At 63.5% G+C, this 13,498-nt stretch carries 11 protein-coding genes; 7 read left to right on the top strand and 4 right to left on the bottom strand.

What is annotated here, in order from left to right; translation table 11 throughout:
- Nucleotides 1-82: 82 nt before the first annotated feature.
- From ACZI8Q_RS14295 to ACZI8Q_RS14270, 6 genes are all read left to right on the top strand, one after another.
- The gene (locus ACZI8Q_RS14295) at nt 83-1,399 is read left to right on the top strand and encodes a S1 family peptidase (RefSeq protein WP_463374204.1); all 1,317 of its coding nucleotides are present in this window, start codon (nt 83-85) and stop codon (nt 1,397-1,399) included.
- A gap of 362 nt (nt 1,400-1,761) precedes the next feature.
- Complete coding sequence (locus ACZI8Q_RS14290; RefSeq protein WP_463374203.1) at nt 1,762-2,610, top strand: alpha/beta fold hydrolase; 849 nt, start codon at nt 1,762-1,764, stop codon at nt 2,608-2,610.
- 428 nt (nt 2,611-3,038) lie between these two features.
- Entirely contained in the window at nt 3,039-3,476 is a 438-nt protein-coding gene (locus ACZI8Q_RS14285; RefSeq protein ID WP_463374202.1) for a hypothetical protein, read from the top strand.
- Entirely contained in the window at nt 3,473-4,024 is a 552-nt protein-coding gene (locus ACZI8Q_RS14280) for a DUF3558 domain-containing protein (protein ID WP_463374201.1), read from the top strand. The genes ACZI8Q_RS14285 and ACZI8Q_RS14280 overlap by 4 nt, the downstream gene beginning before the upstream one ends.
- 56 nt (nt 4,025-4,080) lie before the next feature.
- Entirely contained in the window at nt 4,081-4,611 is a 531-nt protein-coding gene (locus ACZI8Q_RS14275; protein ID WP_463374200.1) for a DUF3558 family protein, read from the top strand.
- 58 nt (nt 4,612-4,669) lie between these two features.
- Nucleotides 4,670-5,224: a DUF3558 family protein gene (locus ACZI8Q_RS14270; RefSeq protein WP_463374199.1), complete on the top strand. Its 555-nt coding sequence runs from the start codon at nt 4,670-4,672 to the stop codon at nt 5,222-5,224.
- A 154-nt stretch (nt 5,225-5,378) separates the two neighbouring features.
- Here ACZI8Q_RS14270 and ACZI8Q_RS14265 read toward each other — a convergent pair whose 3' ends face one another.
- From ACZI8Q_RS14265 to ACZI8Q_RS14250, 4 genes are all read right to left on the bottom strand, one after another.
- Nucleotides 5,379-5,918, bottom strand: a complete 540-nt coding sequence (locus tag ACZI8Q_RS14265; RefSeq protein ID WP_463374198.1) for an LpqN/LpqT family lipoprotein — start codon at nt 5,916-5,918, stop codon at nt 5,379-5,381.
- Nucleotides 5,911-6,825, bottom strand: coding sequence for a hypothetical protein (locus ACZI8Q_RS14260; RefSeq protein ID WP_463374197.1), 915 nt, complete (start codon nt 6,823-6,825; stop codon nt 5,911-5,913). The genes ACZI8Q_RS14265 and ACZI8Q_RS14260 overlap by 8 nt, the downstream gene beginning before the upstream one ends.
- Nucleotides 6,826-6,862: 37 nt before the next feature.
- Nucleotides 6,863-7,495 carry a hypothetical protein gene (locus ACZI8Q_RS14255; protein ID WP_463374196.1) on the bottom strand — a complete coding sequence of 211 codons (633 nt, stop codon included), beginning with the start codon at nt 7,493-7,495 and terminating at the stop codon, nt 6,863-6,865.
- Nucleotides 7,496-8,533: 1,038 nt separating this feature from the next.
- The gene (locus ACZI8Q_RS14250; protein ID WP_463374195.1) at nt 8,534-9,214 is read right to left on the bottom strand and encodes an ammonium transporter; all 681 of its coding nucleotides are present in this window, start codon (nt 9,212-9,214) and stop codon (nt 8,534-8,536) included.
- A 499-nt stretch (nt 9,215-9,713) separates the two neighbouring features.
- On the opposite strand from ACZI8Q_RS14250, the gene ACZI8Q_RS14245 reads away from it, so the two are divergent.
- Nucleotides 9,714-12,863, top strand: a complete 3,150-nt coding sequence (locus ACZI8Q_RS14245; protein ID WP_463374194.1) for a (Fe-S)-binding protein — start codon at nt 9,714-9,716, stop codon at nt 12,861-12,863.
- Nucleotides 12,864-13,498: the final 635 nt, after the last annotated feature.

Here is a 13,498-nt window from a genome sequence, read left to right as displayed (position 1 = left end):
GTGAACGGCTTTCCGAACGGGGGGTCGTCGCCGTGCGCGCTCTCGCCCGGAACGCACGACCTGACCCCATAGAAAGGCCCCCATGCGAAGCTCCATCGCACGTCGCGCCGCTGTTGTCGGCTCCGCCGCACTGCTGGTCTTCGGCACCGGATCGACGATCGTCCAGGCCGAGCCGGTCCCCGTCGAACCGCAGGTTTCAGACCAGGCAGCCAAGCTTCCCGCCGAACTCGTCGATGCTCTCGCGCGTGATCTGCAGCTGAGCCCGGACGAGTATCTGGAGAAGTCGGAGTTGGGGCAGAAGGCCGCCGAGTTCGCGAAGATCGCGCGGGTGCAGTACCCGGACGCTTTCGCCGGCACCTGGCTCGACCAGGCCGGTAATGCCGTGGTCGCCCTTGCAGACGGCGACGACAAGGCTGCAGCGCGTACCGCAGCCGAGGACGCCGGGTTCACGGTCACCGACGTCGCGCAGAGCGAGCGCGATCTCGAGCAGCAGGCCTCCAAGCTCGATCAGTGGCTCGAGGGCCAGCCTCCCGCCCTGGCGAACCTCGTTCGCGGTGTGGCTGTCGACATCGTGCACAACAATCTGGTTCTGCGCGCAGATGCCGCCGCCGGATTGCAGTTGCCCGATTTCCTGGCGGACGCACGGATCATTCCGGCACCTACGCCGCAGCCCCTCGAGCCGTCCACGGACCTGACTCCGATTGCCGACCCCCTGCCTGCGGACGCCATGCTCGGTGGTGACGCCTACGGTGCCATCGGCGGCGGACGCGGCCTGCGGTGCTCGTTGGGCTTCAATGCCATCGGCGCATCCGGTGAAGCAGTCAACATCACGGCCGGGCACTGCGACCCGAACAAGAACGCTGCCGGCACCCCCGCCGCGTCCAAGGCCTTCAACCTGACTCCGACCGGCCCCGGACCGCTCCTGGGCACGTTCGCCAAGACCAGCCTGCAGAACCACGACTACTCGCTACTCGACATCGCAGACGGCGCGGATCACCGATTCGACAACAACGGTGTTCGCGTTCCCGGTGCGGGTCCTGTGCACATCACCGGCACCGCAGACCCGGTCGTCGGCGCACCGGTGTGCAAGTCGGGTCTGAACACCGGCTTCAGCTGTGGTGTGGTCACCGCCGTCGACCAGACCGTGTCGGTCGGTAACCGCACGCTCACCAACGGTTTCGCCACGAACATCTGCGCGTTGCAGGGCGACAGCGGTGGCGCCATCGTCACCGGCACCCTGGCGCTGGGCATCTCGAGTGCATCCAACGTCGGCCAGTACCCGCACTGCCTGATTGCGCAGGCCGTCACCTTCGTCATGGGTGAAGGGCCGGAACTGTTCGCGACGCCGATCAACAGCATCCTGAGGGAGAACCCCGGACTGCGACTTCGTACCTCGTAGTCGACACAATCGACAAGAGTGGCCCGGCAGCTTCGGCTGCCGGGTCACTTCTTCTTTGGTGGGGCGCTGGCTTCTGCTGGTCGGCGACGCGGCGTTCACGAACGACGAGTTCGACCAAGGAGGAGGTGTCGAGATAGATCATCGCTATTCGCGGAGCTCGTCGAGCACCTGGCGACAGGTTGCGACGAAGCGAGCGACGGTCCTGCCTCGGTTTCTGTGGCACGGTGGATGTATGAAACGAGTCACTGGGCGCTCACCCGCTGCTGTGCCCAGCATCTGGGGGTGGATATCGACGTCACCGTCCACGGCCAGAGCCGACGCAGTCCGATAACTCCGCGGCCAGTCAGGAGCTCCGATTTCGCATGACCGTTACGCTTGGCTCCCACTTCGTCACCGTGGGCGATCGACAGTTGCACTACCGCACGGCCGGAGACGGCCCGGTCTCCGTGTTCTTCGAGGCCGGGATGGGCAAAAGCAGGTCCACGTGGGCCCTGGTGCAACCGAAGGTCGCCGAGTTTGCTCGCACGGTCGTCTACGACCGCGCCGGCCACGGTCGTAGCGACACCGACGGCGGCGGACGCGACTTCGATCGAATGTTGTCGGATCAGCTCGCCGTGCTCGATGCCGCGGTGGACCGCCCTTGTGTGGTCGTGGGGCACAGCTACGGCGGCCCGCTCGTGCGCCTGGGTTCGCTGCACCGCGAGTCCGTCAGCAAGGGCGCGGTACTGGTCGACGAGGTGTCCGAGATCTGCGATCCTCGTTGGATGATGGCCGCAATGCGAGGCGCTTCGGTCATGTACGGAGGGCAGGTTCTGCTGGCGAAGCTTGGGGTGCTGCGCCCGTTCCTGGCCAGGCTGGCGTACCGGCGACTCTCCGGCGAGGTGTTGCAGGTGGCGCTCGACGAGGGAACCAGCCTGAAGTCGGTGCGGGCAGCACGGGCCGAATGGCAGAGCTTCCAGTCGAGCTTCGAAGCCTTGCACGCTCACGGCCCGCACGTCCCGCAGATCCCGTTGACCACCATTTCGTCGAACAGAATCCCGGCGGACAAGGATCGCAGTCGCGACGTGATCGGCGACGCTCACACGCGCACGGCCGACCTGTCCCCCTACGGCCGCCAGGTCTACGCACAGCGACGCGCCCACTACATTCAGATGACCGAACCCGATCTGGTGGTTCAGGAGATCAGACGGATGGTCGAGCAGGTTCGGTAGCAGTGAGCGCCGTCGTTGCTTCATTTCGTCGAGCTCGATGTGTTGTGGTTCGGTTGTGATTGATGTGATTTTGAATGGTGGATACGGGTAGGTGGAGGTGGTTGTGATGGCGCCTCGGACGGCAGCCCGCCCGAACCCGTGGAGGTGGACTCCCCGGGGATACGCACCGTTCACCGGCCGCTGAGTCGACCCGCATGGCGTATACCGCGTGCTCTACACACCGTGACGGCATCGACGGTGGCGACAGCCTGCCGAACTTCGGGTGTCACGCATCTTGGGTCATGGTGGGCTCGGATGATGACAGGCATGGGGAACCGGATAGGGTGCTTCGGCGAGAGATCGAGTCGGGTTGGTCGACGTTGGAGTCGTTGATCGTCCATGATCTACGCACTCAGCTGACCGAACAGTCCTGGTAGAAGGAAGAGCCGATGAGCGACAACGAGCAGACCACGCCACCAGGAGCACCGCAGGGTGGTTCCTGGAAATCGGTCACCGACCTCGCCCTCGGCTCTGGGCACCTCGACCTCGACCCCGAGGCGATCAAACGGTGCATCACGCTCTGCAATGACCACGCCGACGCGATGGCAGAGCTGGCCGAACGTGCCAGCCGCGAACTCGACGTCGATTCACTCGGGATCGGCGAAGAGTACTTGGAGTCAGCGCGGCAGTTGACGCAGAAGTTCAAGGACAAAGCCGTCGGCGGTGGGCAGATCGAGCCGTGGAACTCGGCGGTGGGACTGTTCCGTTCGCACCAAAATCATGCCCTGGATATGAAGGCGACGTTCGAGGCTGTTCTCCAAGCGTACGAAGAGCAGGAAGGCATCACCACCGCAGCCCTCACCGCGCAAGGAGACACCATCTCATGAGAGCCACGTATCGGCTCGGCGCCAGCGCGGTGGCTGCGGCGCTGATGACCTCGCTGGCGTCCTGCGCTGCCGACGAGCAGGCGGCGCCTCCGGAACTGCCGGCGTTGACGTTCCACCCATGCGACGGCTTCGGACCCGACGCCCGCGTCGCTGCCGGTATCGACGGGAAAGTCCCCAAGCGCTACCCAGATCGGGAGGAGCCCTTCCAAGCGCGGGAGTGCTCCTTCCGTTCCGACGACCCGTACACGTCGGTGCTGATTTCGTCCAACCGCATCCGGTTGTCGAAAGCTGAGAACGACGATCGGTATACCCTCGTGCAGGACACTACGGTCGCCGGTCACCGCACCCTTGTCACCGACTTCCCGGGCGGATTGCAATGCAAAGCCTCAGTCGATTTCGATCCCAACGTGCTCGAAGTGATGGTCGGATACCCACCGCCCAGTTACCCACCGGTTACTGCCGGTGCCATCGAAAGCCCGGAGCAAGCGTGCACGTTCGCACTTCAGGTCGTCGAGGATCTGGCGCCGTATTTTCCTGACCACCTGTGATCACTGACGTATCGGGGGTGCGGATCCGCCTTCAACACACAAGGAGACACCCTCTCATGAGAGCCACGTATCGGCCCGCCACCGGCGCGGTTGCTGCGGCACTGATGGTGTCACTGACAGCCTGCGCGTCCGGTGAGCAGGAGGCTGCGCCGCCGAAGTTGCCGGCGTTGACCTTTCACCCATGCGACGGATTCGGGTCCGACGCCCGTGCCGCTGCCGGTATCGACGGTGCGGACATCGTGCGCTACGAGGATCGGGAGGAGCCATACCAGAGATGGTCGTGTTCCTATCGTTCCGATGATCCGTATTCGTCGGTGCTGATTTCCTCCAACCGCGTCCCTTGGTCCAAAGCCGAGAATGACGAACGGCTCACGCTGGTGCAGGAGACTACTGTCGCCGGTCACCGCGCCCGGGTTCATGACTTTCCTGGTGGGTTGCAATGCATCGCATCAGTGGATTTCGATCCGAATGTGTTGGAAGTGATGGTCGGTTACAAGCAGGGCGATATCGAAACCCCTGAACAGGCTTGCCCCCTTGCTCTTCAGGTCGTCGAGGATCTGGCGCCATATTTCCCTGACCACCTGTGATACCGGGGTATCGGAAGGGGCACGAGTCTGCTCTCAACGCGCAAGGAGACACCCTCTGATGAGAGCCACGTATCGGCTGGCCACCGGCGCGGTTGCTGCGGCCCTGATGGTGTCACTGACTGCCTGCACATCTGATGAGCAGGAGGCTGCACCGCCGGAGTTGCCGGCGTTGACCTTTCACCCATGCGACGGATTCGGACCCGATGCCCGCGCTGCCGCCGGTATCGACGGTGCGAACATTGAGCGCTATCCGGACCGTGAGCAGCCCTTCCAGGCTCGGGAGTGCTCCTATTACTCCGATGATCCGTACACGTCGGTACTGATTTCTTCCAACCGCGTCCCGTGGTCCAAAGCCGAGGATGACGAACGGCTCACCCTCGTGCAGGACACCACCATTGCCGGTCACCGTGCCCGGGTCCATGACTTCCCCGGCGGGTTGCAATGCATCGCATCAGTGGATTTCGATCCCAACGTGCTCGAAGTGATGGTCGGGTACCCACCGACCAGTTACCCACCGGTTACTGCCGGTGCCATCGAAAGCCCGGAGCAAGCGTGCACGTTTGCTCTTCAAGTCGTCGAGGATCTGGCGCCGTATTTCCCTGACCACCTGTGATCCCTGACGTATCGGGGGTGCGGGTCTACGATCACCGCACAAGGAGACGACCTCGCATGATATTTCCGAGACGGGTCGCGTCGTGCGTAGTCGCTGTCGCTGACGGCCTGCACATCCGGTGAGCAGGAGGCGACGATCGCGGGAGCGGTAATCCTCAGTACACCCCGATGTCGAGCGCGGAGTTGAACACAACCACGTCGACGTCCAGATCGTCTGCGTGACTGTGCATGACGGTCACCGTCAGTTGCGTGAGGAACTGCGAACTCCCGCTCGAGGTGACCACGTAACGATTCGTTGCGGCGAACGCGGTGTCGTTCACGACGTAGCTTCCCTGGACGAATGCCGAGGGGTGACCTCGGTGCGGTGCTCTCGACATCGCGTACTCCTGCCAGTCGGGCAGTGCCCGAGAGTCGACTGGGCCACAATCCAGCAGGTGATCGGCATCGACAGGGCTGCTGAGCCGCCCGTGAAGAAGCACAGCGTTCGGCGTCCAACCGTTCTCACTTTGGGACTGATTGACCAGAACTTGGTAGGCGTTCGGAATCAGATCGGACGCAATCGCCTCCCAGCCCGGTACTTCCGGGATGGACACCAGTGGATGGTCGCCCGCATCGGGTCTGCACGGTTCGCAGGTGATCCCGGCGGATTGCAGATATTCGGCCACGGTGGGTGAACCCGTCTCAGATTCAGCCATTCGCACGCTTCTTCGCTTTCTCGGCCTTCTTCGCTTCGCGGGCCGCCCGGAACCGCTCACGCAGCGGCGGCGGCGTCAGCAGTTGCACGGCATCGTCCCGGGCAAGTAGGTCGCGATCCTCTGGATGCTCGTGCATGTGCTTCATCAACGAGTACAGGGTGTTCGGTTCGGCAACCATCAGGTGGGCCTGGATCAGGAGGTCACGCTCGGCGGTCGCGTCCGTCCGAGATGGGTTGTCGTCGCGAAATTTCACGCGCACCTGCGGATTGTGTACGTCAGGCCCTCGGGTCCGAACGATAAGCGTTTCAGGTTCGATCGCGATGATGTCCGCCCATGCGGCGACGTCGTCAACGGTGGTGATGCGAATCCCCCTGTAGCGGCGCTCATGATGTTCCACCCCGGAGGGTGTCAGTCGCAGCACGGCGGGAGAACGGAACGTGAGGAGGAAGATCGCACACAACAATGCGACCACACCGAAGCCTCCCATTATGTTGGCCCCCGCCTGGCTGTCGCGACTAGCGGGCAGCAGCGATTCGCCGATCTCGAGATGCCAACTGACGGAGGTCAGGATGCCGGCGACCGCCACGCAGCCGAGGACTGCCACCAAAAGAAGCACTGACAGTCCGGTCGCGACCGAGAGGCCCGTCCCGCGAGTGGTTGTTGTCGTCGAGATGCGGAGCGAGCGGCGTACCCGGCGAAATCCCGCCAGACGGATGCCGACAGGCAACAGAAGTGCCATCATCAGGGTGAACGCTGCGAACCCCACCGTCACCACTGTCTCGTGTTCGTTGGCACCTTCCGCGATGGTGCAGACCCCGAGGACGACGCAGGCTATGGCCACCACCGATAGCGCCAACCCCATATAGCTCAGGGATTGCGGCCATTGATATGCGGGTGCAAGACGCATATCGGCCAGGGTGGAATCGTGACGGATTCGAGTTTCGCTACGCATTCGATCGCATTCCCGGTCGCGCCGCACGCTTCTTCGCTTTCTCGGCCTTCTTCGCTTCGCGGGCTGCCCGGAACCGCTCACGCAGCGGCGGCGGCGTCAGCAGTCCCACGGCATCGTCCCGGGCAAGAAGGTCGCGATCCTCTGGATGTTCGTGCATGTGTTTCATCAACGAGTGCAACGTATTTGGCTCGACGGTCAGCATAAAGGCGCGGATCAAGAATTCTTGCTCCCCTGTGGGGTCCGCCGAGGACGAGTCGGTTCCACGGTGTGTGACGCGAACGAGGGGGTTGTGAATCTCGGATTGGCCAGTGGACACGACGTGAGTTTCCGGGGTGACCGAGGTGATGTCCGACCAGTCGGCGGCACAGTCGACATTGGTTACGCGAAAGCCGCGGTGACAACGACGGAGATAGGCAACGCCAGACGGGGTCAGATGAAGAACTGATGGAGTACGGAAGAGGAGGAAGAAGATCGCAAACACCAACCCCACGGCACCGCAGATGCCCATGAAATTGGCTCCAGCGCTGTTGTCTCGACTGGCCGGGAGCAAGGTCTCGCCGATGCCGAGATGCCAGGCAATAGAAGCGGTCAGCCCGGCGACTGCGACACATGCAAGGCAGGTCACGAGGAACGGGACCAATCGTCCCGTGGGTATGGCTATGCCTGGGCCGTGAGCCGTCTGCTGTGCCGAAACTCGTCGAGACAATTTGATCCAACGAAACCCTGCGTTCCGGACCATTCCTCCCGCGCCCAAACCCATCATGAGAGTGAGCGCGGCAGATCCTACTACGACCACGCCGTCGCCTGATTGGATTCCTCGCGCAACGTTGATTACGCCGACGATGGCAATTGCGACTATCACCGCGCAGACCGCAAGCCAGCCGTATCGCACTTTTTGAGGCCACTCGAGCGTGAGTGTGACGCGAGCGGGTGTTCGGGATTGTTGATTCGGTTCAGTGGTGTTCATCGGGCTCGTTGAGATCAACTTCCAATGCATCCAGACCGTCGGACGTGGTGATGAGCGCTTGTGGCTGCCACGCGGTGACGTCGGGAACGTTGGCCGTCACTGGGGCACGTCCATCGCGTTCAGCATGCCGACGAAGTCGTCTTCCGTCACCCGGTACTTCTTGGCACTCCCGGTGGCGATCTCAGACACCTCGATCACGCGCTTGCACAGATTCTGGAGGTGCTCACATCCATGTCGCTGATGTCTTCCGCGACGGCGGTCACGGATCCTGCGAACCGCTCCAGCATCTCCGGATCAACCATCATCGCCATAGCCGCCCCAACATCTCAGTTCATCTGGCTCGTGCACGGTACCAGCGGGTCCTTCCTCCGTGCGCGGTGAGAGAGTCCCTGGACTCCTTAACCGCTCACAGGGGGGGGACGGGGAGATCACGGAATAGTACAATTCGGCTGTCTCGACAGCCACTTACGGCCTGATGTGACACCCCGGCTGGAACGCCAGTCGGGCAGCGCCGGAATCCGGCAACGAGAACAGGGGAAGCTACATGGAAATTTTCGGAGTTCTGTTCGACATCTTCGGCTACATCGCCACGATCGCCACGAACGCTCCCATGGTGTTCAGCTGATCGATTCCATCTATCGCGAAAGCGGCCCGCCACCTCCGAAGAGGGGCGGGCCGCTTTCGTATGGCTGAGTGTTACTCGGTCTCGGCGTACGCCGTGGTGCCGGGAGCAGCCATCAGGGTCTGTGCCAAGCCGATACCGGCGACGACCAGCGTCGGGCCACCGGCCACGATCGTGCCGATGATGCCGCCGACCGGAGCCCCGGCCAAGCAGCCGCCGAGGAATCCGGGAAGTACACCTACCGGCGTCAGCATCAGTCCGCCGGCAACGCAACCAATGATCGTTCCGACGAGTCCACCGCTAGCAGTCGCAATCGCAAGCTGCGCACCGAAGGTCTCCTGCGCGATGAGGTTCTCTTCAGGCGAGGCGACGTCCTGCAGGGCGATGCCCTCGACACGGTCCTCAGGTGCGACCGGCGTGACCTCATCGATCTGCGGGGTGAGGGTGATCTCGCGGCCGTCCTCGCTGACCTCTTCGGCGAGCGGGATCTCGAAGCCGTTCAGCTGAACCGCGAGGGGCATGGAGATAACGGTGTTGCCTGCGTTGTCCTTGATCTCGACGGTCTCGCCGTCGCCGGAAACCTTGAACGCGCCGGCGTCCAGGGTGGTGACAACCGACTGGTCCTCGATCTGGGACTCGAAGTTGATCTCGTCCTGCTCAGGCGCAGGTGCGGGAGCGGCGTACGCGGTGCCTGTGGCAACGCCCATCGCAGCCGCCGTCATGGCCGCGACGGCGGCGAACTTACGGAGCTTCATATTCCCTCTGATTCCGTTCTGTGATCGTGGCGCGCCCCCCAACCGACGGCACCCCCGAAACTGACATTTTTCGTGCAAACGGGCGCCCAACTCTGTGACCTGCATACGGAGGACAAGAAGGAGGACATTCGGTACATTCGCACCCCGTTCCGGGGAGCAGCATAACCCACGGCAGGCGATTGGGTCACCGAAGCCTTGACCCTCTTGTGATAAAGCCGCCCCATTTGTTTCGTTCGGGCTACGACGAGTTAGTTAGGTCTGCCTGTGCGCCCATTACCACAACATCACCGACTACCGTGCTGCACGATATGTCTACCCGGCCTGCGGCCCAGCCCGCCGCACGGCCAACATGCCTGGTAGGTCACCCCCTACCCACCGGTAACTATTGCCAAGTTACCGGTGAGTAACTTAAGTTGGGGTTACGATTTGCTGGCTACACCCAGACGTGGGCTGCAGAACCAGGCGACACAGCCCGTCGCCGCGAACGAAAGGCCGCGACATGAATGCCCTGACGATCACGTTGGGCACCATCGGCGTGCTGCTGAGCATTCCCGCTTGGGGGTCGTTCTTCAACGGTGTGTGGAGGATCGTCAGCGCCATCCGGATCGGTCAGCCCGCCCCGGACAGATGGCGCCCCTTCTTCCCCCGCCTCAAGCAGATGATTGTGGAGTTCCTCGCGCACACGCGCATGAACAAGTTCCGCACCGTCGGCTGGGCGCACTGGCTCGTGATGATCGGCTTCCTCCTCGGTTCCATCGTGGCGATGGAGGCCTACATCCAGACCTTCAACCCCGAAGGTCACTGGCCGATCATCGGCGGCACCGCCGTCTACCACTTCATCGACGAACTCCTGGGCATCGGCACCGTGATCGGCATCGTGGTGCTCGTGACGATCCGCCAGCTCAACCACCCGCGGGTTCCTGAGCGCATGTCGCGCTTCGGCGGCTCCGATTTCAAGGCCGCCTACTTCGTCGAGGCAGTCGTCCTCATCGAGGGCCTGGGCATGATCATGGTCAAGGCCGGCAAGATCGCCACCTACGGCCACGCCAACCCGTGGACCGACTTCTTCACCATGAACGTGGCGAAACTGCTGCCCGAAAGCCCCGAAATGGTCTCGGCATTCGCGTTCATCAAGCTGATGTCCGCCATGGTCTGGGTGTACGTCGTCGGCCGCAACATCAACTGGGGTGTCGCCTGGCACCGGTTCTCCGCCTTCTTCAACATCTACTTCAAGCGTGAGGACGACGGCGGCGTCGCCCTCGGTGCGGCGAAGCCCATGATGTCCGGCGGCAAGCCGATCGACATGGAAGAAGCCGACCCCGACAACGACACGTTCGGTGCCGGAAACATCGAGGACTTCTCCTGGAAGGGCTGGCTGGACTTCACCACCTGCACCGAATGCGGCCGTTGCCAGTCGCAGTGCCCCGCCTGGAACACCGGCAAGCCGCTGTCCCCCAAACTCCTCGTCATGTCACTGCGTGACCACGGTTACGCCAAGGCCCCGTACCTGCTGGCCGGTGGCCGCAAGGACATGGGCGGCGACGAGGTCGGACTGGTCGATGCCGACGGCAACGTCGACGAAGCCAAGCTGAACAAGATCCCCGAGGCAGCACGCCAGGAAGCCGAGCGTAAGCTCGTCGGCGAAAGCGCCGGGATGGTCGAGGCAGGCGAACCCACCCCGGTCATCGACGCCGAAACCCTGTGGAGCTGCACCAACTGCGGTGCCTGCGTGGAGCAGTGCCCGGTGGACATCGAGCACGTCGACCACATCATCGACATGCGCCGCTACCAGGTGCTCATCGAATCGGAGTTCCCCTCCGAGTTGGCCGGTCTGTTCAAGAACCTCGAGAACAAGGGCAACCCCTGGGGTCAGAACGCCAAGGACCGCCTCAACTGGATCAACGAGCTCGACTTCGACATCCCGGTCTACGGCCAGGACGCCGACACCTTCGAGGATTACGAGTACCTGTTCTGGGTCGGCTGTGCCGGCGCCTACGAGGACCGTGCCAAGAAGACCACCAAGGCCGTTGCCGAACTTCTCGCCACCGCCGGAACCAAGTTCATGGTCCTGGGCGCCGACGAGACCTGCACCGGTGACTCCGCTCGCCGCGCGGGCAACGAGTTCCTGTTCCAGCAGCTCGCGATGCAGAACATCGAAACGTTCAACACACTGTTCGAGGGCACGGAACAGCGCAAACGCAAGATCGTCGTCACCTGCGCGCACTGCTTCAACGCCCTGGGCAACGAATACCCGGAGATGGGCGGCCAATACGAGGTCGTGCACCACACCCAGCTGCTCAACCGTCTCGTGCGGCAGAAGAAGCTGATTCCGGTGGCCTCCGTCGGCGAAGACGTCACCTACCACGACCCGTGCTTCCTCGGCCGCCACAACAAGGTCTACGACGCACCCCGTGAGCTGATGGCCGCGTCCGGCAGCACCCTGAAGGAGATGCCGCGTCACGGTGAGCGGTCCATGTGCTGTGGTGCCGGTGGTGCCCGCATGTGGATGGAAGAGAACATCGGTAAGCGCATCAACGTCGACCGTGTCGACGAGGCGCTCACCACCGACACCAAGAAGATCGCCACCGGCTGCCCGTTCTGCCGTGTGATGCTCAACGACGGTGTCACCGCACGTCAGGAATCGGGCCAGGGTGAAGGCGTCGAGGTCGTGGACGTCGCGCAGCTCATGCTGTCGTCCATCACCCGCCTCGAGCCGGAGCAGTTGACCGAGAACATCAAGGTCATCCCCCGCGAGAAGCCTGCCGAAGCCGCCGAGGCCAAGGCCGAAACTGTCGAACAGGATCGGGTCGAAAGAGTCGAGGAAGCAGCCGAGGCCCCCGCCAAGGCTGCACCCGCCGGTGGCGGGCTCGCCATGAAGGGCGGCGGCAAGACACCCGGAGCCAAGGCACCCGGCGGCGGTGGCCTGGCGATGAAGGGCGGCGGCAAGACACCCGGAGCGAAGGCACCCGGCGGCGGTGGCGGACTCGCCATGAAGGGCGGCGGCAAAGCACCGGGAGCGAAGGCTTCCGCGCCTGCCGACACTGCTTCGACCGATGACGCCGCTGACAAGCCGAAGGGACCACCCGCCGCCAAGGGCGGACTCGCCATGAAGGGCGGCGGCAAGGCACCGGGCGGCAAGGGTCTCCAGATGAAGGGCGCCGGAAAGGCACCCGGAGCGAAGGCCCCTGCTGCGCCGACACCTGCCTCGGAGGCCACCGCGTCGGAGGCCCCGGCCGCAGAGAAGCCGAAGGGACCGCCCGCAGCCAAGGGCGGGCTCTCCATGAAGGGCGCAGCCAAGGCACCGGGCGCACGCAAGTCCGCACCCGCCGCCGCTGCACCCGAGGCGCCTGAGACAGCCGAGACCGAGGCACCGAAAGCGGAGGCCCCCAAGGCCGAAGCGCCGAAGGCACCTCCGGCGGCCAAGAACGGACTCGGCTTCAAGGGCGGCGCAAAGGCACCGGGTGCAGGCAAGTCTGCACCCGCAGCAAAGTCGGCCGCCGAGCCGAAGGCCGAAGAGCCGAAGGCAGAGCCCGAGGCCCCCAAGGAAACCGAAGCCCCCGCGGCGAAGAAGGAGGCCCCCAAGCCTCCCCCAGCAGCCAAGGGTGGGCTCGGCTTCAAGTCCGGAGCCAAGCCGCCAGGCAAGAAGTAAGGCATAGAACAACTGCGCCCCACCGGAATTCCGGTGGGGCGCAGTTCGTTATGGGCGGGTCATGACGCAAGATGCTTGTGTGGACGGTGCGACGACAGTCAGGATTCCTGCAACGGAGGGGACTCTGCGGTATCGCCACTTGGCACGGCCCGCTCCTGCGGTATGCAGTGCTCATGGACTTCCGGAGGTTCGCCGGATGGATATGGTTGCCAAGTCCCGCTTCGAGGCGTCGAAGCGATTCGACACGGGTTCAAACGTTTTGACTACGCTGGGCAACCTATCCGAAGACGCCGAGCACGCAGCCCTCATCCGGTCTCAGTGGCCGTTGTGCCGCAGATGCGCACGACTTCGGCGGCTGCTTTTCAGCCTCTTTCTCGTCATGCTGTGCACCGGCACGTCACTGATCGTTGGCGCAATTACCCTGCGGGTCACCGAAGGTGTCTCCACGAGTCTCGGGTTCCCTCTCTACGGAGGCCTCGGGTTGATCGCGGGATCGCTCGCCCCGTTCGTGTTGGGCTCAATTCCGCGATTGACGAAAACCTCTGCAGCCAAAGACGGTACGGCTCTCATCGTGACGGACCCACACCCTGCATTCACGAGGGCAGTTCAACACCTGCAGGACTGATACTCCAATT

Source organism: Rhodococcus quanlei, from assembly GCF_055231015.1.
This window is presented reverse-complemented; position numbering and strand designations above follow the sequence as displayed.